The following is a 21,511-nucleotide window of genomic DNA, read 5'->3' on the forward strand; positions in this document are numbered from 1 at the left end:
CTTATGGGACCCACAAGGGGAGAAGGTGAGGCGGTCCTACTTCGACCGTGAGAACGCCAGCCACAGGCCGCCACCGACCATGAAGCTGCCGCTGATCCTGGACATGAGCTTGATGCGGCTGGCCGATAGCAGGCGTCCGGCGCGGCCGGCGGCCAGCGCATAGGTCGAATCCGACATGGCCGCGAAGATCATGGCGGTGAGGCCCATGACGGCGATCTGCAGCGAATAGTTGCCTTGTGGCGAAATGAACTGCGGAAAGAAGGCGCCGAAGAAAATCAGCGTCTTGGGGTTGCTGAGCGCCACCAGCAGACCCTGCAGGAAGAAGCCCCCGCGCGGCTTCTTGGCGGTCCCGTCAGCGTTCAACTTGCCCTTTGAGCGGAACATCTGGACACCCATCCAGATCAGATAGGCGGCGCCGATCAGCCGCACCCATTCGAACCAGTGGCCCATGCCCGAAATCAGCGTGTTAAGGCCGATGCCGACGATGGCGATCATCACGGCAAGCCCGGCTTGCGTGCCGGCGACATTGGCGAGACCGGCGCGGGTGCCATGGCGGATGCTGTTGGCGATGATCAGCGTGACCGTCGGACCGGGCACCAGGATGATGACGATGCAAGCAAGGACATAGGCGGCGTAGAGTTCGAGCGACATGATTTTTCCCTCTTTGTTGGAGCACGATCTTTTCCGAAAACCGGTCCCCACTTTTCGGATCATGCTCTAGGAATGCCGCCGATGCGGCGCAGCTGAGGATAATCAATGCATGGCAGCGCTGACGGTGCAAGCCGGTGCGCGAAGCGCCGCGATGCTGCTCAGGCGCCGGCCTGCCAGGGCATCGTTGCCTCGTAGGCCGCCGCCGCCTTCAGCACGGCAAGATCGCCGCGCGGTCGTCCGATCAGCTGCATGCCCATCGGCCGGCCCTTGTCGTCGAAGCCGACCGGTACGCTGACCGCCGGGCAGCCGCCCAAGGTCGCGAAGGCGGAAACCTGCATCCAGCGGTGGTAGCTGTCCATCGCTTGCCCGGCGACCTCACGGGGCCAATGCGTGTTTACATCGAACGGGAAGACCTGCGCGGTCGGCAGCGCAATGAGATCATAGCGGTCGAAGAGCGACAGCAGCGTGCGATGCCAGGAGGTGCGGATGACCGAGGCGGCGCGGATCTGCGGCGCCGTCAACCGTATCGCGTTCTCCACTTCCCAGATGGCTTCCGGCTTGAGCAGGCGGCGTTGCGCGGGGTCGTCATAGTGTGTCTTGAGCGCACAGCCGCTGCTGGCTTGCCGCAGCGTCACGAAGGCCTGCCACAACGCTTCGAAATCGAAACCCGGCAGCAGGGGTTCGCTGGGGAAGGACGCATCCGCAAAGCGGCCAAGTGCTGCCTCGCACAGGCTGAGGATGCCGGGTTCGACCGGCAGATAACCGCCGAGGTCACCAAACCAGGCGATGCCGCCGCCAGTCGCTTTTGCTGCAAGCCCTCCGAGGAATGACGTCGGTTTCTCATAGGACAAAGGCGCCCGCGGATGGTAGCCCGCCTGCACATCGAGCAGCAACGCCATGTCGCGAACACTGCGGCCCATCGGTCCGTCGACGCCCATCTGCGCATGAAAGACCTCGAAGTCGGGTCCGCCGGGAACAAGTCCCTGTGACGGGCGGAAGCCAAAAACATTGTTCCAGGCGGCCGGGTTGCGCAGCGAGCCGCCGAAGTCGCTGCCATCGGCGACCGGTACCATGTCGAGCGCCAGCGCCACCGCCGCGCCGCCGCTCGAGCCGCCGGCTGTCAGGGCCGGATCGAAGGCGTTGAGCGTCGGCCCGAACACGGTGTTGTAGGTGTTGGAGCCAAGCCCGAATTCGGGGACGTTGGTCTTGCCGATGATGATGGCGCCGGCGTCGCGGATGCGTTCGACGAAGAAATCGTCTTCTTGCGGCACGAAGTCAGCGAAGATCGGCGAGCCGAAAGAGGTTCTGAGGCCCGCGGTCGAGGCGAGGTCCTTGATGGCGATAGGCAGGCCGAACAGCGCCCCGGTTTCGACACCCGCTTGCCGCCGGGCATCGGCCGCATCGGCTTCGCGCAGGATATCGGCGCGATCGCGCAAGGCGACGATGGCGTTGACCAGCGGGTTGACCGCCTCGATGCGGTCGAGGAATGCCGTGACCACCTCGCGCACGGAAAGTGTCTTCCGGCGGATCGCGTCGGCGAGCTCGATGGCGGACAGGCGGCAGATGTCGCCGGCCGGCGTCACGGCATGCTTTGTCCGAGGGCGCAGCATCTCAACGGGTTTCCTGCAGCGCCTGATCGACATCCTTGGCCAGCGGGATCGCCGGCTGAGCGCCCGGCTTCAGGCAAGCTAGCGAGCCGGCCGCGCCGGCGCGCGCCAGTGCCTGTTCGAGCGTAAGGCCGGACGACAGACCGGCGGCGAAATAGCCGCAGAACGTGTCGCCGGCACCGACCGTGTCGACAGGCGTGATCTTCAGTGCCGGAACGGTCAGGAAGTCGCTTGGCGTCGCCGCCATCACGCCGTCGCCGCCAAGCGTGACGACGATGGTGCGGCCGGTTTTCCCGGCAAAGTCGCGCATGCGCGCCGCCCGGTCGCGGCCTTGCAGTGACAGAGCTTCGCCATAGAGATCGAATTCGGTCTCGTTGGCGACGGCATAGTCCGCCTTGCCGAGAAAGCCGGCTGCATCGCCCTGGAAGGGTGCTGTGTTGAGCACGGTGATGGCCCCGGCTGCTCTTGCCTGGTCGAGAGCGGCTGCGACGGTCGCCAGCGGAATTTCATGCTGCAGCAGCACGACATCGCCCTGTTTGAAAAAGGCCTTTGAGAGATCGCCGGGCACCACAGACGCGTTGGCGCCCGGTATCACGGCGATGATGTTCTCGCCGTCGTCGCCGACCATGATCAGCGCCGTGCCAGTCGAGGCGTGGGTCTCGGCGACGCCGGACAGGTCGACCTTGCCATCGCGCAGCAGCGCCAGCGCGTCGGCTGCGAAGCTGTCCTTGCCGACAGCTCCCACCATGCGCACCGAGGCGCCGGCGCGCGCGGCGGCCAGCGCCTGGTTGGCGCCCTTGCCGCCGGGCGCGGTGGTGAAGGCCGAGCCGGCCACCGTCTCGCCGGGGCTCGGCAGGCGGTCGACATTGGCGATAAGGTCGAGGTTGATCGAGCCGATGACGATAATCAAGCAAGGCCTCCTGGCAGTACAAATTCAAAGTGTCGGAGCGTCCTCGTTGGTCCGCGCGGGCGAAGGTCGTTTCCAATCGTGCGCGAAAGCTAACCTGTAAGGCCGCAGCTTGCCAGACCGCGCGAAGGGTCCAGCTCGATTTGATGCGTCACGGCCTATTCGCAGCGCACAGTGACCGCTCCCTGATAGTTGCCGGCGGGAAAGATACCGCTCGACTTGGTGGCGGTGAGGTCGACCTGCATGGTGTGAGTGCCGTTGACGACCCGTTGCGGCGCACTTCCGTTGATGTCGACCCCCGAGCCATCGAGGCGGAAGACTGAGGCGAAGGTCACGTTGGTGTCGCCGCCGCTCGGTGCGGTCGTGAATGCGGCCGGCGCCGGCGCCGAAACCGAATAGCAGTCCAGCAGATTGAGCAAGGAGCACAGCAGTGAGTTTGCCACGATGGTGGCGCTGGCGCTGGATCCACCCGCCTGTTTGGAGCCCAGTATGCCGATAGCGGGATTTGCGGTCATTGTTCCCGACGTCCCGACCATGATGGTGCAGGTGCCGGTGATCGCCGCTTGCACCGGAAGGCAGAAGCCGGCAAATGCTGCCATCGCAAGCAGCGCGCGGTTATTTCTTCTTCTTTTTCTTGCCATCGCCGTTTCCGGTCCTGATGCTCCAGCCTTCGTTTGCCCATCCGGGTGATGCGGCCGCGGGAGCGCTGGCGGCCACGCTCGCCGTCTGGCCGTCGGCGCCAAGGCCCATCTTCAGCAGTTTCAGTTCCAGTTGCAGGCGGTCGACCTCGAGTTCGTAGAGCCGGCTGCAGTCGACGCGCTTCGGCGTACGCCCGATCGGGATCACAACCCGGCCATAGGTGGCAACGCTGTTGTCCGACTGACTGTTACCTCTGATGACGCCGAGATCAACATAGGCGCCGGTGCCGGAGACTGCGGAACGGCAAGTGGTGCCGTCCGCGGCATGGACCTCGTCCTGGCCCTGGGGCAAGGTGACGCCGGGCAGGTTGAAACCGCTCTCGTTCTGGTTGAGGTTGTAGACATCCTCGGCCACCGCAGGCGAGATGCCCGCCGAAGCAGCCGCGAGCGCGACTATCAGGATTTGCGGCGCCCAAAGAACTTTCCGCATATCTGTGCCCTTATCTGCGTCTGTTGATTGGGGAAGGGGATGCTTTCGGTACAGATACGCACTTTACGCTCGGGGGCACCGTCGAAGGGCACGACCACAAGGACAGGACGTGAAGCCTGCGAAGCCAATTGGAAGACATTCGGAGAGATCCTGGCGTCTACTGGCTGAAAATCCTGATCGTAGACGTGGATTTCGACCCGGATCTTCCGGTCATAGGGATTGGCGGGGAAAACGCGGACAGCGAAGGCGTCACTGAAGCTGTTGACCTCGCCACGCATCGGCGACATCGACTGGGCTTCGGCGGCAATGGGGGCCAATCCGACGGCCAGTGCCGTCGTCAGGATTCGAGCATGTTTCAAGGACCCCTCCATCGCTACGGCGTCATTCGCAGCGCAGCGTTACCGTTGCTTGATAGTTGCCGGAGGCGAAGCGGTTGCTGCCACCCTTGGTGCCGGCGAGATTGACCGAGACGAGGTCGGCGCCGGGTGTTCCGATGCTGGTGGCCGAGCCGGTTTCAACGATAGAATGCGTGCCCGCAGCGGAGTAGGTCGGTGTCCAGGTCGTCGACGTTACGTCCGCCGAAGGTACCGTCGTCGTGGTGACCGGATCGACGCTGAGCGACACGCCTCCGGTAGTTGTCAGCGTCACGGTTCCGGCAGAACCGCCGCTGTTGTGGGAGCTGAGTGACTGCAGGTCGGGGCTGACTGTCATCGTGCCATTGGTGGCAATAACAAGCGTACAGGTCGGCGTGATCGTGCCGTTGAAAATGACATTTTGCGTCGTGGCCAATACGGGTTGGGCAAGACAGGCAAACAGCATTGCTGCGCCGAGGGCGGCGCGAAACCATGTCATCGAGACCTCCTATCAATTCGGATCGCCCGAATTAATAGGGGTCATCATCACTTTGTCGTAGTTAATTTTGAGTTAACTGAAATAAATGCTAAAAACAACAAACAGGAAAACCGGAGGTTGCCCCCGGTTGCAAGAAATAAAATTGACGCGGATATCGCACTTATACTTGGTAATTTATCGGTATCTATACATCTCTCCGGCAAAGCTCGAAAAATCGATATTTCACGACACCTGTCCCGCTTCCCAGCCCAGGATAGCGCGCTTGCGCGTCAATCCCCAGTGATAGCCGGTGAGGTCGCCGGATTTGCCGATAGCGCGGTGGCAGGGAACCACGAAAGAGAGCGGGTTGGCGCCGTTCGCCGCACCGACCGCACGGCTGGCGGACGGCGCACCGATGCTGGCAGCAATCGAGGAATAGGTGCGGGCCTTGCCCATCGGGATCTTGAGCAGCGCCTCCCAGACCCGAACCTGGAAGTCGGTGCCGATCATGACGACATGCAGCGGCTGGTCCGGGCGCCACAGCGTCGGGTCGAATATGCGCGCGGCATAGGGGCCCGTAGCAGCCATGTCCTCGACATAGATGGCGTTTGGCCAACGGCTGGACATGTCGGCGAAGGCAGCACGCTCCTCGCCGGGATCGCTGAAGGCGAGGCCGGCAAGTCCGCGGTCGGTGGACATGATCAGGGCGGTGCCGAACGGCGAGGGATGATAGCCGTAACGGATGGTGAGACCGGCGCCGCGCGTCTTGTAGTCGCCTGGTGACATCGCCTCGTGGGTGACGAAAAGATCATGCAGCCGGCCAGGGCCCGACATGCCCAATTCGAACGAGGTCTCAAGCAGCGGCATGCCTGAATCGAGCAGCCTGCGGGCATGATCCAATGTCACCGCCTGCAGGAAGGCCTTGGGCGACAGGCCGGCCCAGCGTGTGAAGAGCTTTTGCAGGCCGGTGGGCGTCTCGCCGACCTCCTCGGCCAGCTCTTCGAGGGAAGGCTGATCGCGATAGTCGAGGCTGATCTTCTCGATGGCGCGGCGCACGATTTCGTAGTCGCTACCTTCAGGCGTGATGTCCTTTTTGAGGACCGCTGTGTGTGTGCTCATGGACTATCTCCTTGAGCCGGAATATCGCCCCTTGCGGCGGTGACCGCCACCCGAAACTTGCCTTCTGGCCGCGCATACCCAGATAGACTCGGATCTTGAGCCAGGAGTCGCTCATGGCTGGCGAAAAAGTAGCCCTCACCGGCGCTAAGGAAACCTTGCTGATTACGCTCTACGGCAAGGCGCTGGAGAGCCGGATGCCGGATTCGCTGCTCGGGGATCAAGCGCGCAGCGCTTTCTCCGGAGTTGCTTTGCTTTAGCGCGCCTTGGCTGTGGCCAGCGCGCGTGAAAAGGCAGTGGCAAAGCTTTCTCGGGAGTCAGGGTCCAGGAAAGATCCGATCGGCACGTTCTGGCCTTGGCCTTCCACCGTCATCCTTGTGATCCCGATCTCGGCATGACGGGCGATCGAAAACCGCGTCCAGAACGGATTGAAGCGATGCGCTTCCGATTTACCGGATGGTGCCGTCTTGCGGATGTCGAGGCTGGTGCGCGAAACCGACACTTCCTCGCGTGCGCGGGCAGCACGGTAGTTGAGGCGAAAGGCGATGTAGACGCCGGCCACGTCGAGGCCGAAGAATCCGAACACCGGCCAGGCGCCGCGCGACAGGAAAAACGCACCTGTCACCAGCCAGCCGAACAGCAGCGCGCCCATCAGGATGAAGAAGCCTGTCCGGCCCAGCGACCGGTGCGGGGTCAGCAGGGCGCGAAAGAATGGTTCGTCGGCCTGAAACGAGGCGTTTGTGTCGCTCATGGCAGGATATTATAGGAGGGAAATGGCGAGCCCCAAGTCCAAAGATTCTTCCATGTCCAAAAAAGAATTGCTGCCCGGCCGGCGCGAGGGGTCGAACGCCAAGCCGCGCCCGAAGCCGGTGCGGCGCACTTCGCGCTACAGCCCGGCGGAAGTGCACGAGATATTCCGGCGCTTTTCGATCCAGCGGCCGGAGCCGAAGGGTGAGCTCGAACATGTCAATGCGTTCACGCTACTGGTCGCGGTGGTGCTGTCGGCGCAAGCAACCGACGCCGGTGTCAACAAGGCGACGCGGGCGCTGTTCAGGGCCGCCGATACGCCGCAGAAGATGCTGGCACTGGGCGAAGCCAAGGTCGGCGAGCATATCCGCACCGTCGGGCTCTGGCGCAACAAGGCCAAGAATGTGATTGCGCTGTCGCAGGCGTTGATCCGCGACCATGGCGGCGAGGTGCCCAACGAGCGCGATGAATTGGTCAAGCTGCCCGGCGTCGGGCGCAAGACCGCCAATGTCGTGCTCAACATGGCCTTCGGCCAGCACACGATGGCGGTCGACACCCATATTTTACGCCTCGGCAACCGGCTCGGGCTGGCCCCTGGCAATACGCCGGAACAGGTCGAGCAGGGGCTGCTCAAGATCATCCCGGACGAATATATGCGGCACGCGCATCACTGGCTGATCCTGCATGGCCGCTATGTCTGCAAGGCGCGCAAGCCGGATTGCCCAGCCTGCATCATCGCCGACATCTGCAAGGCAGAGGTAAAGACGACCGATGTGCCGGCACCGCTGGTCGAACTCGCGCCGCTCGCATTAACGGCATAACTCCCCAAACGGCGATTCTAATAGCCGTAGCCGCGCGCCATCGCCGCCGCGAAGACCGGGATGAGCAGGAAGATGAAGGCCTCGGCGCGGATGTAGCTCTTCACGGACACAAGCTCGGCCGCCGGCACCTGGAACGAGGGACTGGCGCTCGCCTGTCTGTTCCAGGAAACAAAGCGGATCGTCGGGATGATCGACAACAGGCCGACGACGGCAAACGCCGTCATCTTGGCCCAGAACACCCAGTTGTAAACGTAGAATTCCCAGCCCTTGAGGCCATAGAACACACGGCCGATGCCGACGACGATGATAAGCACGGCGATGATGCCATAGTGGCGGTCGATGCCTGCGAGCCGCTTGAGCGTCGCGGCGGCCAGATCGCCACGGGTCAGTATGAATTCGGCGCCGATGATCCCCGCCAGCGAAAACACCAGCACATGATGGGCAATGGCAAGCACAAGATCGGTGGTGTCCATGCTCTATCCCTTGGTTTGACGGCACCGCCGCGCCTAAAAGGGGAGGCGTCGGCAGGTGCTGAATCAGCCTGCGGTCAAAGTAACACCGTCGCGCGAAAATCCCAGCAGCGGCGCGTGGATGATGGCCCGTATCGCCCCTGGCCCTTGCACCGCGCCGGCTATTTGCTAAGCGCTGACGATCCGTGCGAGACAGATCTCATGAACAATCCACAAGCGACCAGCGCTCCGGTCATCGAGACGAAGCGAACCAATGTGGACCGAGCCCGTCGTCACCCGTTTCATCGGAGGCAAGCCGCGCACGCGCGAAGAGAGCTGGATGCGCTTCCTGCGTCACGCCGGCCTGTGGTCGTTGCTCGGCTACGGTTTCTGGGCAATCGAGGAGAAGGCGACGGGCCGTTTCATCGGCGAGGCCGGCTTTCACGATCTGAAGCGCGATATGGAGCCGTCGATCGAAGGCATTCCCGAGGCCGGCTGGGCGCTGGTTCCGACTGTTCACGGCGCAGGCTTCGCCACCGAGGTGGTAGGCCGCGTGCTCGCATGGGGCGAAGACGCGTTCGGGCGTGCGAAGACCGTCTGCATCATCGATCCGGAGAACGCCGCTTCGCTGAGGGTTGCGGCGAAGTGCGGCTACCGGGAAGTGGTGCAGACCACTTACCATAACGCCCCGACCATCCTGCTGGCGCGGTGACCTTAGCGACAGATTCAGATCTCAGGTCGAATCGACCGACCTGAGATCTGAATCTGCCTCTAAATCAAAGGGATAGAGCATGATGTCGCCCGAAAAACCGCTTCGCACTTTTCGGCATCATGCTCTCGGCGGCGTCATCGACTGGACATACCCGGTCTGCTAGCATCGATCATAGTGCGAAGGGGGATGATCGATGCGTGCATTCAAGACGATAGCCATGGCGTTTTTCTGGGCGGGGTTTGTTCTCGTGCTGACATTGCGGTTGGCCGCTGCCGACGCGACGGTGCCGACCGCCGATATCAAGGGTGCCGCCGACAACCATCTCGCCAAGCGCTACGAAGGCTCATTCATCGTCTCATACGAGAAACTAGCCTTCACCGATTTCAGCGTGCCGCTGTCGCCACTCAAGCCGAGCGCCGACCCGGATGCGCGTGACGCGATGAACAATCGTGTCTTTGCACCTGACAAGAAGGCCGAGGTCGAAGGCGCCCTGACCCGCATTGCCTATGTGCTGCCGGCCGAGCGCTCGCCGCTCGAAGTGCTGCGCAACTATCAGGATGTGATTGCGGCGGCGGGCGGCGAAATCCTGTTCGAATGCAAGAAGGAGGAATGCGGCGGCGCCGCCGACCGTTCGTCGAGTGGCGGCGGTGGCGACATGAGCCTGACGATGTATTCCTTTCATGAGAGCGATCTGAAGGACGCAGCCTTCTCGAATGGCGCCTGCGCACTGACCTCCGGCATCAATGACCAGCGTTATTTCTCGGCCAAGGTGCCGCAGGAAGGCGGCGACGCCTATGTGACCGTGCAGACCTATTCGATGACCGGCGATCTCTACTGCAAGGAGCTCAACGGCCGCACCATAGCGATTGTCCAGGTGCTGGAACCCAAGGCACGCGACAAGAAGATGGTGGTCATCGAGGCGGCCAAGATGGCGGATTCCCTTTCCGCCACCGGCAGCATTTCGCTCTACGGCATCTTCTTCGACACCGACAAGGCCGACATCAAGCCGGAGTCGGAACCAACACTGAAGGAAATTTCGACGCTGCTGGCCAACGACCCGAAGATGGCCGTGATCGTCGTCGGCCACACCGACAACCAGGGCGCCTTCGACTACAATCTCGACCTCTCGTCGCGACGGGCACAAGCGGTCAAGGCAGCGCTAGTGGCGAAATATGGCATCGACGGGGGGCGGTTGACCGCGGCCGGCGCCGGCATGATGGCGCCTGTCGCCAGCAATGATGACGACGCGGGCCGCGCCAAGAACCGCCGAGTGGTTCTGGTCAAGTTGAACTGAGCGAGCCTTCCCAACGAGGACGCATTCTACGACAGCGCGTCCGCCGCGAGGCTCGCCTGCTCGAGCATGGAGGCGTCCTCGCCGAAGGCGCAGGTGGCGGCCGACGAGTGAGGCTCGGAGCTCTTTGCTCGCGGCCTGATTGATCTTGCTCTAGGCCTGATCGACCGTCACGGGCTGGGGGACCTTCAAGGTTTTCACCAGCGTCGAAAGATCGGGTTCATCGATGAGCATGGCTGCGTCGGCCGGCGTCAGCCAGGCCCGCTGGCGTCGTTTTGCTTCCTGCCAGTTGCCCAGTTCCTCGGTCACTTCAAGCAGGTAGACGATGACGTCGACGCGGACAAAGCGGTTGGCCAGCCGCTTCCAGTAGGAATAGATGCCCGCCGGCTGCTTCAGCGTCTTGCCGAGCACGCCAGCTTCCTCCTGCGCCTCGATGGTCGCCGCCTTGCGTCCGTTCTTGCCTTTCATAGGCCATCCCTTGGGGACGATGAAGCGCCTGGTGGTTCGCGACGTGACTAGCATGACCTCGATATCGCCGCGCGCGTTCAGCCGAAAGGGAATAGCCGCCACCTGGCGGATCCTGTCGCCCTTCTTTGCCTTGCGGACGGCCTTTTTCTTGGGGGCTGCCATTCGTCATCCAGTCGATGCAATGCCGCATAGCCGCGACCAGGCATCGTTGCAAACCAAACATTTCGCTTGTGCCGCAGGGCGCTCCGAATACATAAGTCGGCTAAATAAACGAAAAACGACTGGATGTCAGCGGCAATTGCGCACCGCGGTGGTGCCGATTATCTGCGTCTGGCAGCTTGGATTGAGTTGTTGCACCATCGGTGGCGGTTGCTGAACGATCTGGCGGTCCTGGGCACGATACTGCTGCTGTTGCTGCTGGAATTGCTGACGCTGTATCCTGTTTTCCAGAATTTGCAGGTCGTTCTGCCGGATCAACGCGTTGTCGCCGGCGGCGGAATCGATGGCTTGCGCGAAAGTGGGCAGGCAAGCGCCCACCAGCATTGCCGTGGCCAGCATTGCCGACCTGAAAATCATTGATGGTCGAAGTGCTAACATCTGTTCATTCCCGCGCAAAATTCCTCGCCTTAATATAGGGCGCGTGCCCGGCTGTGCCATATCCAGGCGCCGTTCCAAGCGACATCGGCTTGTCGACCGTTGGGTGACCCTTCTCCGGTGGCGGAGAATCTGCCCGGTAACTTCGCATTGCACTTGACGGGCGCCGTCGATTCGCCGCTCTATCGGGTCGGCGTCAGCCTTGTGCTGAATGCGTCAATGGTGGCCGTCGGGTATGATGATGGCGCCTTCGGCGAAACGGTTAAACAGAACGCGATCAGCGCGTCTCTCAAGGTCAGCTTCCGGGTGGCCCGAGGCGGAGCCGGGCGGGAGGACTTGATGAGGAAGTACGCGTATCTCGTGGCGATGCTGGGTGTTGCCTGTGCCATCGGCGTGCCGGCCGCGGCGGCGCAGAGCAAGGGCGACAAGGTGGCGGCGCCGCCCGCCGCCGATGCGCCGCAGTTGCCTGGTGGAGCGTCCGCCCTCTCCGAAACCCATGGCGACTGGACCGTCAATTGCCAGATATCAGGCACGACCAAGATCTGCAGTCTGTCGCATCAGCAATTCAACAAGCAAAGCAACCAGCGCCTGCTGGCGATCGAGCTGTCGAGCAAGACCGGCGAGGATGCCACGGGAACGATTGCGCTGCCGTTCGGCCTGGCGCTGGCCAAGGGGGTCAGCCTGACCATCGACGACCAGAAACTGGACGGCAGCCTGGCATTCAATACCTGCCAGGTCGTCGGCTGTCTGGTGCCGGTGGCGCTCGATGCGACCGTCACGCCGCTGCTGAAGTCAGGCACCACCTTGAAGATCGATGCCTTCGCGGCCGACACCGGACAGGCGGTGAGCTTTTCCATTCCGCTCAACGGCTTCGCCGGCGCGCTTGCCCGAACCGCGGAGCTTTTGACCAACTGACCGCAGAGCCCATGTGGAGCCGCCGCTTGAACGCGGTGCGTCGCCGCAGCAGAACGCAGTGGCCGGACGTCTTCGCGTCGGCTCAAACGACGATCGTTTTCAGCCTTTCGGCGATCAGGGCTGCGAGCCGCGCCGCCACTTCGTCCTTGCTCATCTCGGGCCATTCCTCGACGCCGGAGTTCGATACGATCCGCACCCGATTGCGATCGCCGCCCATCACACCTGAAGGGCCAACGCCGCTGGACTGCGACACGTCGTTGGCAACGATGAAATCGGCACCTTTCTTCCGCAGCTTGGCCTCGGCGTTGCGCAAGAGATCCTGTGTCTCGGCAGCGAAGCCGATCACAAGGCCGGGTCGCTGACTATGATGGCCAATCCCGGCGAGAATGTCGGGGTTCTCGACCATGCGCAGCACCGGCGGCCCTTCGCCTGCAACCTTCTTTATCTTCTCACCGGCCGAACTTTCGCTGCGCCAGTCGGCAACCGCGGCGACGAACACCGCCGCGTCGGCGGGCAGGAGCTGTTCGACCGCATCGCGCATCTCTTGCGCTCGTTCGACATGGATGGTCTTGACACCGGCGGGATCGGCAATGCCGACCGGGCCGGAGACGAGACGGACATCGGCGCCGAGTCTCGCCAGTGCCGCGGCGATGGCATGGCCCTGCTTGCCGGAGGAACGGTTGGCGATATAGCGCACGGGGTCGATAGGCTCATGCGTCGGGCCGGAGGTGACGATGATCTTGCGCCCCGACAGCGGCTTGGGGCCGATGTCGAGCAGCGCCTCGATGGCGGCGACGATCTCCAGCGGCTCGGCCATGCGGCCTTCGCCCGCCTCGTTGCTTTCGGCCATCTCGCCCTTGGCCGGGCCGACGAAGGCAATGCCGTCCTTCTGCAGCGTCGCTCGGTTGCGGCGGGTGGCCGGATGCGCCCACATCCTGGGGTTCATGGCAGGCGCCATCAACACAGGCTTGTCGGTGGCGATGAGCACGGTGGAGGCAAGATCGTTGGCGTGGCCATTGGCAAGCTTGGCCATAAGGTCGGCGGTGGCGGGAGCCACCACCAGCAGATCGGCCTCGCGCGACAGCCTGATATGGCCGACATCGTGCTCGTCCTGGCGGTCGAACAGGTCGGCGAAGACATGATCGGCGGAGAGCGCGCCGACCGACAGCGTGGTAACGAATTCCTGCGCAGCGGATGTCATGACCACCCGAACCGCAGCCCCACGCTCGCGCAGCCGACGTATCAGATCGAGCGCCTTATAGGCGGCGATGCCGCCGCCGATGATGAGCTGGATACGCTTGCCGGAGAGACCGTGCTGCAGCCTCTTGCCTGCCGGTGCGTTAGCGGGGATCGCCGCGCCGTGCGCGCTGGTCAGTTCGCGCAGCGTCTTCTCGATCCGGTCGATGCGACCCACCGGACCGATCTGCCCGTCAACGGCGGCACGAATCATCACCCGCGCCTGTTCTTCCATGGAGCGATCGTTCTCCGCCGCCAACCGGCGCAGCAACTCCTTGACCTCATCGTCCAGGTTGCGGATCGTGATGCTGGCCATGTGATTGCACTCGGCTGAGATAGGCGAATGCAATGATAGCAATGCGATCAAGCTGGCGCAAGTTGCAGCCTCGGAGTCCGAAGCTAAGTACTAGACGATCTTCCAGGCGATATAGACCAGCGCCAGCGCGATCACCCACAGCGCCAGGCGGCCGGAGCGGCTGTAATGCGCCTCGGCCTTGCCGATGGCGCGCGCGGTCGTCTCGTCGAAGCGCAGGCCGTGCTCGGCCATCAGATCGATCTCGCGCGACAGCCGATCGGTGCGCGCCGCAAGCTCGGGCGCCTGGCGGGCGAGCGTCAGCAGCGCCTTGGCGCCATCGCGCGCATCGAGCATCATGCCACGCGGCCCGAGGTTACCGGCGATCCAGCCGCTTACCACCGGTTCGGCCGTCTTCCACATGTTGAAGGCCGGGTCGAGCGTGCGCGCGACACCTTCGACCACCACCATGGTCTTCTGCAGCAGGATCAGTTCCGGCCGCGTCGCCATGTCGAAGAGTTCGGTCACCTCGAATAGCAGCGTCAAAAGCTTGGCCATCGAAATGGTCTCGGCCGGCTGGCCATGGATCGGCTCACCGATAGCCCGGATCGCTTGCGCGAAGGCTGCGACATTGTGCTGGCGCGGCACGTAGCCGGCCTCGAAATGCACCTCGGCGACGCGCAGATAGTCGCGCACGATGAAGCCGTAGAGGATTTCGGCGAGGAAGCGGCGCTCTTTCTTGCCGAGGCGTCCGGCAATGCCGAGATCGACGGCGACGATGGTGCCGTTTGCTTCGACGAAGAGGTTGCCCGGATGCATGTCAGCGTGGAAGAAGCCGTCACGCAACGTGTGGCGCAGGAACGACTGGATGAGGTTGGCGGCGATCGCCTTCAGGTCATGGCCGGCGGCTTCGAGGCCAGCAATGTCGTTCATCTTGACGCCGTCGACCCATTCCATCGTCAGCACATCGCGGCCGGTGCGCTCCCAGTCGACAGATGGCACACGAAAGCCGGGGTCCTTCCTGGTGCTTTCGCCGAGCTCGGAAAGCGCGGCCGCCTCGAGGCGAAGATCCATCTCGATCTTGGTGGTCTGCGCCAGCGTCTCGGTGACCTCGACCGGCCGCAGACGACGGGACGATGCGATGTACTTTTCCTGCAGGCGGGCGGCGAGGAAATAACTTTCGAGATCCTGGAAGAAGCGGCGGCGCACGCCCGGCCGAATCACCTTGACCGCCACCTTGGTCGTAACGCCGTCATGGACCGCGTCGGCGGCATGGACCTGGGCGATGGAGGCGGCAGCGACCGGATCACCAAACTGCGAATAGAGATCGCCGATCTTGCGCCCGAGCGAAGCCTCGATAGCCGCGATAGCCTCGACCTTCGGGAAGGTGTGCATCTTGTCCTGCAACATGGCGAGATCGAGAGCCATGTCGTTGCCGACAACGTCGGGCCGTGTCGCCAGGAACTGGCCGAGCTTGACATAGGACGGTCCGAGCCGGACAACCGCCTTGGCCAGCCGGTCGCTGCGCTCATAGGCAAGCGCGCGGCGGCGGGTGAACAGCCGCGCCAGTCGCCAGCCGAATTTCGGCAGGCCGGACAGTTCCTCGCCTGGCAAGGCGGCAACGACGCCCTCGCGCATAAGCACCCAGCCGGCGCGCATAAGCCGAAATCCAGCGCCGGCGGTGCTCATGGCCGCGCTCGTCCTGCCGGCTCTTCGAACCGGCACAGCGCATATCGAATGTGAGAAATGCGCCCCGGCCTCAAAGCTTCCAGCCCGAATGAAGCGCGGCAATACCGCCGGAATAGTTGCGGAAGGAAACGCGATCGAAGCCGGCGCGGGAAATCATCGTCGCGAAATTCTGCTGGTTGGGAAACCTGGCGATCGATTCGACCAGATAGGAATAGGGCTCGCCGTCGCCGGTCACCATCCTGCCGATCTTCGGAATGGCGTTGAATGACCAGGCTTCGTAGACCTTGTCGAGCAGCGGCATCTCGACTTCGGAAAATTCAAGGCACAGGAATCGCCCGCCCGGCTTCAACACCCGAAACGCTTCGCTGAGCGCGACATCGATGCGCGGCACGTTGCGAATGCCGAAAGCGATGGTGTAGGCGTCGAATGAGGCGTCAGGGAAGGGCAGTTCCTCGGCATTGGCCTCGACGAAATCGGTGTTGCCGGACAGGCCTTTCTTTTCGGCGCGATCGCGGCCGACGGCCAGCATCGAGCCATTGATGTCGAGCACCGTGACATGGGCATTGCCGTGGCTGGCATCGACGATGCGAAAGGCGATGTCGCCGGTGCCGCCGGCAACGTCGAGCACGCGCCAGCCGATCCTTTTTGGAGGATTGAGCCATGTCACCATGGCATCCTTCCACAGCCGGTGAAGGCCGGCCGACATCAGATCGTTCATCAGGTCGTAGCGGTTGGCGACCTTGTGGAAAACATCGTTGACCAGAGACTGCTTGTCGCCAGCCCCTACACGCTTGAAACCATAGGAGGTTTCCATGCCGCCCGCGGCCGTGGTTCTCTCAACTGACATTTTTTTGATCCGTCATAAAACCGGCGGGACCATAGCCGATCGATAGTGTGGGCGCTATTGTTTAAGGCGCGGTGTTCAGCCGCGCTTCCAGGTGGCGGTTTTCGAGACCTGGACTGACCGACGGGATGATTGAATGCCTTTGAAAGCGGAACTGCACTGCCACATCGAAGGGGCAGCGTCGCCAGAGCTCGTCATCCGCCAGGCGCAGAAATACGGCAAGGACACCTCGCCCTATATCCAGAACGGTTCGTTCGTCTGGCACGATTTCACGTCCTTCCTCGCCGCTTACGACTTTTCGTCCGATCTGTTCCGGACCGAGGAGGACTATGCGCGGCTGGCCGATCATTATCTGACCAGCCTTGCCCGCGACGGGGCTATCTATTCCGAGATATTCACCTCGCCGGACCATGCAAGCAAGGCCGGGCTTTCGCCCAAGGCCTATACCGACGCGCTTGGCGAAGGCATGGCGCGTGCCAAGGCAAAGACCGGCATCGAGGGCCGCATGATCGTCACCGGCGTGCGCCATGTCGGCGTCGAGTCGATCGAGCAGGCGGCGCGTTTCGCGGCGCGCTGCGAGCACCCGCTGGTAACCGGTTTCGGCGTCGCCGGAGATGAGCGCATCGGCGAGATGGATGACTATGTCAGGGCTTTCGAGATCGCGCGCGAGGCTGGGCTCGGCATCACCATCCATGCCGGCGAACTGACGGGCTGGGAGACCGTCCAGGCGGCGCTCGATCACATCCGTCCCTCTCGCATCGGCCATGGCGTGCGTGCCATCGAGAATCCGGATCTTGTCCGGCGCATTGCCGACGAGGGCGTCGTGCTCGAATGCTGCCCCGGCTCCAACGTCGCGCTCAAGGTGTTCGACAGTTTTGCCGACCATCCGTTTCCGGCGCTGCAGGCGGCCGGCTGCAAGGTGACACTCAATTCCGACGATCCGCCCTATTTCTGGACCTCGCTGAAGCGCGAATACGACATCGCGGCCGAGCATTTCGCGATGAACGAAAAGGCGCTGGTCGCCGTTACCCGGACCGCCATCGAAGCTGCTTTCGTCGACAAAAAAACCAAGTCAGCACTTCTTGCCCGGTTAAACAGCGCGGCACGCTGATTTCTGCCGACAAAACTGTGGTCGGGTTGGGCCAGGCGGTTCCTTGGCCGCCGCATTGTCGCTAGGGTTCGCTCAAGCAGCTTGAAGCGCGGCGCGTCTCATAAGGACCATGCGCGCACTTTCGGGCGCAGCATCAGGAGAACACCATGCAGGGCGTCACCGTCATCGATCATCCGCTTGTCCAGCACAAGCTGACAATCATGCGCAAGAAGGAGACCTCGACGGCCGGCTTCCGCCGGCTGCTGCGCGAAATCTCGCTGCTGCTTGGCTACGAGGTCACCCGCAACCTCGAACTGACGACGACGACGATCGAAACGCCGATGGAAACGATGGAGGCGCCGACGCTGGAGGGCAAGAAGCTGGTCTTCGCCTCGGTGCTGCGCGCCGGCAACGGCTTGCTGGAAGGCCTGCTCGACCTGGTGCCGGCGGCCCGCGTCGCCCATGTCGGTCTCTATCGCGATCACGAAACGCTGGAAGCGGTGGAATATTTCTTCAAGGCGCCGAGCGACCTCGCCGACCGTTTGGTGATCGTCGTCGATCCGATGCTGGCAACCGCCAATTCGGCGATCGCGGCGATCGACAAGCTGAAGGAGCGCGGCGCCACCAACATCCGCTTCCTTTGCCTGCTGGCGGCGCCCGAAGGCATCGAGCGCTTCACCAAGGCGCATCCTGACGTTCCCGTCTTCACGGCTTCCATCGACCGCCAGCTCAACGAGAAGGGCTACATCATGCCCGGCCTCGGCGATGCCGGCGACCGCATGTACGGGACCAAGTAGTACAGGCAAGTTGCCTGGTGCGATTTACCGAATGTTTACGCAAAGACGCGGTATTGGCGACCGTTAAAGCGGCAAAAACCATCCGGGCTTAAGGATCGGCTCTCACTACAGCGCCACGCGTTCATTCGGTGCGCAAAGGACGCCGTAGCACTTTTGATTTGTGCATGATCCTTTCCGAAAATCGACCCCGATTTTCGGGGTCATGCGGCGAGGCCGGTCCATGCTGCGCAAACTTCTCATCCTTGGCGTTTTCGCCGGCACGTCGGCATCGATACCGATCGTGTATCAGTCGAATCCGCAACTCGTTGAAAATCTGCTGAGATCGGCGGCACCGGGCAAACAAGCGGTCGGAGCCCGGCCTGACGTCAATTTGGCTTCGGTGCCCGACAAGCCGGCGGCGCCGCTGCCGATGGGCCGCAGGGTGGTCGTCGCGGCAGACGATCGCGGACACTTCTCGTCGGCCTTCAAGCTCAACGGACGTCAGATCGACGGCATGATCGACACCGGCGCCACGCTGGTCGCCATCAACATTTCGACGGCGCGCAGGATCGGCCTGTCGCTGAACCCTTCCGAGTTCACTCACGAGGTCAGCACCGCCAACGGCACCATCAAGGCAGCCGTGGCAGTGATCGACCGCCTGCAGATCGGCAGCATCACCGTCAACGACGTCCAGACCATCGTGCTCGACGACAAGGCGCTGCGCACCAACCTGATCGGCATGAGCTTCCTCAACCGGCTCGACAAATACCAGGTCGAGAACGGCACGCTGCTGCTTGTTCAGTAATTAGCCGCGCGGCAGAATCCGGCGGATGACCGACTTGTCGGCCGCTGGCTTCGAGGCCCCGATCGCGTAGGCCGAAAGCACGGCTGCCGCCGCAGTCTCCGCATCCGACATCGTGCGGGCATGGACCAGAGCCAAGGGCTCGCCGAGCCTGATCTCCGCTCCGACAGGCAACAGCCTGGTGATGCCGACCGCAGGGTCGACCTTGTCGTCCGGCCGCGTGCGTCCGCCGCCCAGGGCAACCACGGCGAGCCCGATGTCGCGGGTGGCAATGCCGGTGACGAAGCCGTTCGCGGTCGCCTTGACGGCAAATTCGGTCGCAGCCGGAGCGAGGTATTTTTCGGGCTTCTCGATGAAATCGGCGGGGCCGCCGAGCGCGGCCACCATGCGCGCGAACGTGGCGGCGGCACGGCCGCTGGCGAGCGTCTCGGTGGCGCGCCGCATGCCATCCTGGTTGGACGACACCAGTCCCGTCGACTGCAGCATTTCGGCGGCCAGCGCCAGCGTCACGTCCTCCAGCCGATGGTCACGAAACCGGCCGGTGAGGAAATCGACGGCATTGCGCACCTCGACGGCGTTGCCGGCGGCCGAGGCCAGCGGCTCGTTCATGCCGGTGATCAATGCCGAGGCCTTCAGCCCGGCACCATTGGCGATCTCGACCAGACTGTTGGCCAGAGCCGTCGCGTCGCGCGACTTTTCCATGAAGGCGCCGTTGCCGACCTTGACATCGAGCACCAGCGACTGCAGCCCGGCCGCCAGCTTCTTCGACAGGATCGAAGCGGTGATCAAGGGCACTGATTCGACCGTGCCGGTGACATCGCGGATCGCATAGAGCCGGCCGTCGGCGGGTGCGAGGTCGGCGGTCTGGCCGATGATGGCGCAGCCGGTTTCAAGCACCGCCTTGCGAAACATTGCGATGTCAGGCTGGCTGACATAGCCTGGGATCGCGTCCATCTTGTCCAGCGTGCCGCCGGTGTGGCCGAGGCCACGGCCCGATATCATCGGCACATAAGCGCCGCACGCGGCGACGATCGGCGCCAGCATCAGCGAGACATTGTCGCCAACGCCGCCTGTCGAATGCTTGTCGGTAACCGGGCCGGGCAGGTCCGACCAGTCGAGCACATCGCCGGAATCGCGCATGGCGAGCGTCAGAGCGACCGCTTCGTCTCGGTTCATGCCGTTGAAGAACACCGCCATGGCGAAGGCGCCGACCTGGCCGTCCGAAACGGCGCCTGATGTCACCCCTTCGACGAAGCCGGCGATCTCCTGCTCCGACAGCCTCAGGCCATCGCGCTTGCGGCGGATGATTTCCTGCGGAAGCATCAGCTCTCCAGCAGTCCGTCGCGGAACACGCGCTGCAGGATCGTTGCCAGCCGCGCGCCTCCAACCGGTGCCATGTCCTTGGTCTCCTGATGCGAAAGCTCGGCCCCGGTCATGCCGGCTGCCAGGTTGGTGATGACCGAGCAGGCGGCGACGCGCAGCCCGAGAAAGCGGGCGAGAATGACCTCCGGTACGGTCGACATGCCGACCGCGTTGGCACCCATGATGCGCGCCATCCGGATCTCGGCCGGTGTTTCGAAGCACGGGCCGGAGAACCACATGTAGACGCCCGTGTGCAATGCGGTGCCGGTCACGTTCGCCGCATGTTCGAGCGCCCTGCGGATGCTGGCATCATAAGCTTCGGTAAGACCAACGAAGCGGCGGTCGCTGGGTTCGCCGATCAGCGGATTGCTGCCCGAGAAATTGATGTGGTCGGATATCAGCATCACCGAACCCGGCAGCATTTCCGGATCGACCGAGCCGGCGGCATTGGTGAGGATCAGTTTCGTGATGCCGATGCCGGCAAGCACTTCCAGCACCGGCCGCATCGCCGCCGCGTTGCCGTGCTCGTAATAGTGGGCGCGGCCGGACAGCATCAGCACCGGCACGCCGGCAAACAGCCCCGCCACCACTTCGCCGGCATGGCCGGTCACGCCGCTTCGGGGAAAACCCGGCAGCTTGCCATAGGAGATGCGGATCGGATCCTCGATCTGATCGACCAGCCCGCCCAGGCCCGAACCCAGCACAAGCGCCGTCAACGGCGCCAGGCCGTCCAGTCTTTCGATGAGATGATCCAGCGCCTTTTCCGTCATCACAGCCGCCTCTTCATTTCAAAATGTCGCCCCGGAAGCCGTAAGGCAGCATGTCACCCATGGTCACGGTCTCGGCCACGCCGGCATCGTCGCAGAGATAGAGCTTGGTTTCGGGCTGGCAGAATTCGGCCAGCCGCTGTCGGCAGCCGCCGCAGGGCGAGCATTTGGCCATCCGCTCGGCGATGACGGCGATTTCCACGATCTTGCCGCCGCCGCCCATGATGTAGTGGCCGAGCGCGGTGGTCTCCGCGCACCAGCCTTCCGGATAGGAGGCGACCTCGATATTGGCACCGGCAAAGACGCGACCGTCCTCGGTGCGCAAGGCAGCGCCCACGGGAAACTTCGAATAGGGCGCGTAGGCCTTGGCCATGGCGGTCTTGGCGGCCTCGAACAGATCATGCGACATTCAGGTG

At 63.2% G+C, this 21,511-nt stretch carries 24 protein-coding genes and 2 pseudogenes; 8 read left to right on the top strand and 18 right to left on the bottom strand.

All coding sequences use genetic code 11. From position 1 onward, the window contains the following. Positions 1–36: 36 nt before the first annotated feature. The 8 genes from NKJ01_RS00315 to NKJ01_RS00350 form a co-directional block, all read right to left on the bottom strand. Positions 37–651, bottom strand: coding sequence for a LysE family translocator (locus NKJ01_RS00315; RefSeq protein WP_352725111.1), 615 nt, complete (start codon positions 649–651; stop codon positions 37–39). A gap of 158 nt (positions 652–809) precedes the next feature. Next, the gene (locus NKJ01_RS00320; protein ID WP_352725113.1) at positions 810–2,261 is read right to left on the bottom strand and encodes an amidase; all 1,452 of its coding nucleotides are present in this window, start codon (positions 2,259–2,261) and stop codon (positions 810–812) included. A gap of 1 nt (position 2,262) precedes the next feature. Continuing rightward, positions 2,263–3,168 carry a ribokinase gene (locus NKJ01_RS00325; protein WP_352725115.1) on the bottom strand — a complete coding sequence of 302 codons (906 nt, stop codon included), beginning with the start codon at positions 3,166–3,168 and terminating at the stop codon, positions 2,263–2,265. A 155-nt stretch (positions 3,169–3,323) separates the two neighbouring features. Beyond that, the gene (locus tag NKJ01_RS00330) at positions 3,324–3,806 is read right to left on the bottom strand and encodes a hypothetical protein (protein ID WP_352725117.1); all 483 of its coding nucleotides are present in this window, start codon (positions 3,804–3,806) and stop codon (positions 3,324–3,326) included. Next, positions 3,781–4,293: a hypothetical protein gene (locus NKJ01_RS00335; protein WP_023759631.1), complete on the bottom strand. Its 513-nt coding sequence runs from the start codon at positions 4,291–4,293 to the stop codon at positions 3,781–3,783. The genes NKJ01_RS00330 and NKJ01_RS00335 overlap by 26 nt, the downstream gene beginning before the upstream one ends. Next, positions 4,260–4,652, bottom strand: a complete 393-nt coding sequence (locus tag NKJ01_RS00340) for a hypothetical protein (RefSeq protein ID WP_352725479.1) — start codon at positions 4,650–4,652, stop codon at positions 4,260–4,262. The genes NKJ01_RS00335 and NKJ01_RS00340 overlap by 34 nt, the downstream gene beginning before the upstream one ends. 22 nt (positions 4,653–4,674) lie before the next feature. Beyond that, on the bottom strand, positions 4,675–5,145 hold the full coding sequence (locus NKJ01_RS00345) for a hypothetical protein (RefSeq protein WP_352725119.1): 471 nt from the start codon (positions 5,143–5,145) through the stop codon (positions 4,675–4,677). A gap of 222 nt (positions 5,146–5,367) precedes the next feature. Then, the gene (locus NKJ01_RS00350; protein ID WP_023759634.1) at positions 5,368–6,243 is read right to left on the bottom strand and encodes a methylated-DNA--[protein]-cysteine S-methyltransferase; all 876 of its coding nucleotides are present in this window, start codon (positions 6,241–6,243) and stop codon (positions 5,368–5,370) included. Positions 6,244–6,356: 113 nt separating this feature from the next. Here NKJ01_RS00350 and NKJ01_RS00355 point away from each other — a divergent pair. Further along, positions 6,357–6,464 (top strand): annotated as a pseudogene (locus tag NKJ01_RS00355) (class I SAM-dependent methyltransferase); the annotation flags it as partial. 32 nt (positions 6,465–6,496) lie between these two features. Here the strand turns inward: NKJ01_RS00355 and NKJ01_RS00360 are convergent. Next, positions 6,497–6,991, bottom strand: coding sequence for a DUF2244 domain-containing protein (locus NKJ01_RS00360; protein ID WP_352725122.1), 495 nt, complete (start codon positions 6,989–6,991; stop codon positions 6,497–6,499). A 22-nt stretch (positions 6,992–7,013) separates the two neighbouring features. On the opposite strand from NKJ01_RS00360, the gene nth reads away from it, so the two are divergent. Beyond that, a complete protein-coding gene (gene nth / locus NKJ01_RS00365) occupies positions 7,014–7,808 on the top strand; it encodes an endonuclease III (protein WP_352599460.1) in 795 nt (264 codons plus the stop codon). A gap of 17 nt (positions 7,809–7,825) precedes the next feature. On the opposite strand, the gene NKJ01_RS00370 is transcribed toward nth, so the two are convergent. Continuing rightward, a complete protein-coding gene (locus tag NKJ01_RS00370) occupies positions 7,826–8,281 on the bottom strand; it encodes a DUF2214 family protein (protein WP_352725124.1) in 456 nt (151 codons plus the stop codon). Between the two features lie 198 nt (positions 8,282–8,479). Between NKJ01_RS00370 and NKJ01_RS00375 the strand changes: the two are divergent. Both NKJ01_RS00375 and NKJ01_RS00380 read left to right on the top strand, forming a co-directional pair. Then, positions 8,480–8,969 (top strand): annotated as a pseudogene (locus NKJ01_RS00375) (GNAT family N-acetyltransferase). 193 nt (positions 8,970–9,162) lie between these two features. Then, the gene (locus NKJ01_RS00380; RefSeq protein ID WP_352725126.1) at positions 9,163–10,263 is read left to right on the top strand and encodes an OmpA family protein; all 1,101 of its coding nucleotides are present in this window, start codon (positions 9,163–9,165) and stop codon (positions 10,261–10,263) included. A gap of 150 nt (positions 10,264–10,413) precedes the next feature. Here the strand turns inward: NKJ01_RS00380 and NKJ01_RS00385 are convergent, their stop codons facing one another. Together NKJ01_RS00385 and NKJ01_RS00390 are read right to left on the bottom strand one after the other, a co-directional pair. After that, the gene (locus NKJ01_RS00385; RefSeq protein ID WP_023759641.1) at positions 10,414–10,890 is read right to left on the bottom strand and encodes an NUDIX hydrolase; all 477 of its coding nucleotides are present in this window, start codon (positions 10,888–10,890) and stop codon (positions 10,414–10,416) included. 126 nt (positions 10,891–11,016) lie between these two features. Continuing rightward, positions 11,017–11,286 carry a hypothetical protein gene (locus NKJ01_RS00390; protein WP_245266640.1) on the bottom strand — a complete coding sequence of 90 codons (270 nt, stop codon included), beginning with the start codon at positions 11,284–11,286 and terminating at the stop codon, positions 11,017–11,019. 375 nt (positions 11,287–11,661) lie between these two features. Between NKJ01_RS00390 and NKJ01_RS00395 the strand changes: the two genes are divergently transcribed. Next, positions 11,662–12,237, top strand: coding sequence for an invasion associated locus B family protein (locus NKJ01_RS00395; protein WP_352725128.1), 576 nt, complete (start codon positions 11,662–11,664; stop codon positions 12,235–12,237). 82 nt (positions 12,238–12,319) lie between these two features. On the opposite strand, the gene coaBC is transcribed toward NKJ01_RS00395, so the two are convergent. The 3 genes from coaBC to ubiE all read right to left on the bottom strand — a co-directional run bounded on the left by coaBC (position 12,320) and on the right by ubiE (position 16,301). Beyond that, positions 12,320–13,789, bottom strand: a complete 1,470-nt coding sequence (coaBC, locus tag NKJ01_RS00400) for a bifunctional phosphopantothenoylcysteine decarboxylase/phosphopantothenate--cysteine ligase CoaBC (RefSeq protein ID WP_352725130.1) — start codon at positions 13,787–13,789, stop codon at positions 12,320–12,322. A gap of 90 nt (positions 13,790–13,879) precedes the next feature. After that, entirely contained in the window at positions 13,880–15,454 is a 1,575-nt protein-coding gene (gene ubiB, locus NKJ01_RS00405) for a 2-polyprenylphenol 6-hydroxylase (RefSeq protein WP_352725132.1), read from the bottom strand. Positions 15,455–15,524: 70 nt separating this feature from the next. Beyond that, positions 15,525–16,301: a bifunctional demethylmenaquinone methyltransferase/2-methoxy-6-polyprenyl-1,4-benzoquinol methylase UbiE gene (ubiE, locus tag NKJ01_RS00410; RefSeq protein ID WP_352725134.1), complete on the bottom strand. Its 777-nt coding sequence runs from the start codon at positions 16,299–16,301 to the stop codon at positions 15,525–15,527. A gap of 133 nt (positions 16,302–16,434) precedes the next feature. Between ubiE and NKJ01_RS00415 the strand changes: the two genes are divergently transcribed. The 3 genes from NKJ01_RS00415 (at position 16,435) to NKJ01_RS00425 (ending at position 18,969) form a co-directional block, all read left to right on the top strand. Beyond that, positions 16,435–17,409, top strand: a complete 975-nt coding sequence (locus tag NKJ01_RS00415; protein ID WP_352725136.1) for an adenosine deaminase — start codon at positions 16,435–16,437, stop codon at positions 17,407–17,409. Positions 17,410–17,555: 146 nt separating this feature from the next. Beyond that, positions 17,556–18,185, top strand: coding sequence for a uracil phosphoribosyltransferase (upp, locus tag NKJ01_RS00420; RefSeq protein ID WP_023759649.1), 630 nt, complete (start codon positions 17,556–17,558; stop codon positions 18,183–18,185). A 220-nt stretch (positions 18,186–18,405) separates the two neighbouring features. Next, a complete protein-coding gene (locus NKJ01_RS00425; RefSeq protein ID WP_352725138.1) occupies positions 18,406–18,969 on the top strand; it encodes a TIGR02281 family clan AA aspartic protease in 564 nt (187 codons plus the stop codon). Here the strand turns inward: NKJ01_RS00425 and deoA are convergent, their stop codons facing one another. The 3 genes from deoA to cdd are packed head-to-tail and all read right to left on the bottom strand — an operon-like array spanning position 18,970 to position 21,504. Next, entirely contained in the window at positions 18,970–20,289 is a 1,320-nt protein-coding gene (gene deoA / locus NKJ01_RS00430) for a thymidine phosphorylase (protein ID WP_352599477.1), read from the bottom strand. Continuing rightward, on the bottom strand, positions 20,289–21,098 hold the full coding sequence (locus NKJ01_RS00435; RefSeq protein WP_352725140.1) for a purine-nucleoside phosphorylase: 810 nt from the start codon (positions 21,096–21,098) through the stop codon (positions 20,289–20,291). Before NKJ01_RS00435 ends, deoA begins: the two co-directional genes overlap by 1 nt. A 13-nt stretch (positions 21,099–21,111) precedes the next feature. Then, complete coding sequence (gene cdd, locus NKJ01_RS00440) at positions 21,112–21,504, bottom strand: cytidine deaminase (RefSeq protein WP_352725142.1); 393 nt, start codon at positions 21,502–21,504, stop codon at positions 21,112–21,114. Between the last annotated feature and the right edge of the window lie 7 nt (positions 21,505–21,511).

It is taken from the genome of Mesorhizobium sp. M0276 (assembly GCF_040321755.1).
Lineage (GTDB): Bacteria > Pseudomonadota > Alphaproteobacteria > Rhizobiales > Rhizobiaceae > Mesorhizobium.

Bases quoted from the DNA above. Each gene is read 5' to 3' on its own strand.
- NKJ01_RS00370 (WP_352725124.1), bottom strand. From the start codon at position 8,281: ATGGACACCACCGATCTTGTGCTTGCCATTGCCCATCATGTGCTGGTG.
- NKJ01_RS00360 (WP_352725122.1), bottom strand. From the start codon at position 6,991: ATGAGCGACACAAACGCCTCGTTTCAGGCCGACGAACCATTCTTTCGC.
- NKJ01_RS00335 (WP_023759631.1), bottom strand. From the start codon at position 4,293: ATGCGGAAAGTTCTTTGGGCGCCGCAAATCCTGATAGTCGCGCTCGCG.
- NKJ01_RS00345 (WP_352725119.1), bottom strand. From the start codon at position 5,145: ATGACATGGTTTCGCGCCGCCCTCGGCGCAGCAATGCTGTTTGCCTGT.
- NKJ01_RS00350 (WP_023759634.1), bottom strand. From the start codon at position 6,243: ATGAGCACACACACAGCGGTCCTCAAAAAGGACATCACGCCTGAAGGT.
- NKJ01_RS00395 (WP_352725128.1), top strand. From the start codon at position 11,662: ATGAGGAAGTACGCGTATCTCGTGGCGATGCTGGGTGTTGCCTGTGCC.
- coaBC (WP_352725130.1), bottom strand. From the start codon at position 13,789: ATGGCCAGCATCACGATCCGCAACCTGGACGATGAGGTCAAGGAGTTG.
- NKJ01_RS00390 (WP_245266640.1), bottom strand. From the start codon at position 11,286: ATGCTGGCCACGGCAATGCTGGTGGGCGCTTGCCTGCCCACTTTCGCG.
- nth (WP_352599460.1), top strand. From the start codon at position 7,014: ATGGCGAGCCCCAAGTCCAAAGATTCTTCCATGTCCAAAAAAGAATTG.
- ubiB (WP_352725132.1), bottom strand. From the start codon at position 15,454: ATGAGCACCGCCGGCGCTGGATTTCGGCTTATGCGCGCCGGCTGGGTG.
- deoA (WP_352599477.1), bottom strand. From the start codon at position 20,289: ATGCTTCCGCAGGAAATCATCCGCCGCAAGCGCGATGGCCTGAGGCTG.
- ubiE (WP_352725134.1), bottom strand. From the start codon at position 16,301: ATGTCAGTTGAGAGAACCACGGCCGCGGGCGGCATGGAAACCTCCTAT.
- NKJ01_RS00380 (WP_352725126.1), top strand. From the start codon at position 9,163: ATGCGTGCATTCAAGACGATAGCCATGGCGTTTTTCTGGGCGGGGTTT.
- NKJ01_RS00435 (WP_352725140.1), bottom strand. From the start codon at position 21,098: ATGACGGAAAAGGCGCTGGATCATCTCATCGAAAGACTGGACGGCCTG.
- NKJ01_RS00320 (WP_352725113.1), bottom strand. From the start codon at position 2,261: ATGCTGCGCCCTCGGACAAAGCATGCCGTGACGCCGGCCGGCGACATC.
- NKJ01_RS00425 (WP_352725138.1), top strand. From the start codon at position 18,406: ATGCTGCGCAAACTTCTCATCCTTGGCGTTTTCGCCGGCACGTCGGCA.
- cdd (WP_352725142.1), bottom strand. From the start codon at position 21,504: ATGTCGCATGATCTGTTCGAGGCCGCCAAGACCGCCATGGCCAAGGCC.
- NKJ01_RS00315 (WP_352725111.1), bottom strand. From the start codon at position 651: ATGTCGCTCGAACTCTACGCCGCCTATGTCCTTGCTTGCATCGTCATC.
- NKJ01_RS00330 (WP_352725117.1), bottom strand. From the start codon at position 3,806: ATGGCAAGAAAAAGAAGAAGAAATAACCGCGCGCTGCTTGCGATGGCA.
- NKJ01_RS00385 (WP_023759641.1), bottom strand. From the start codon at position 10,890: ATGGCAGCCCCCAAGAAAAAGGCCGTCCGCAAGGCAAAGAAGGGCGAC.
- NKJ01_RS00415 (WP_352725136.1), top strand. From the start codon at position 16,435: ATGCCTTTGAAAGCGGAACTGCACTGCCACATCGAAGGGGCAGCGTCG.
- upp (WP_023759649.1), top strand. From the start codon at position 17,556: ATGCAGGGCGTCACCGTCATCGATCATCCGCTTGTCCAGCACAAGCTG.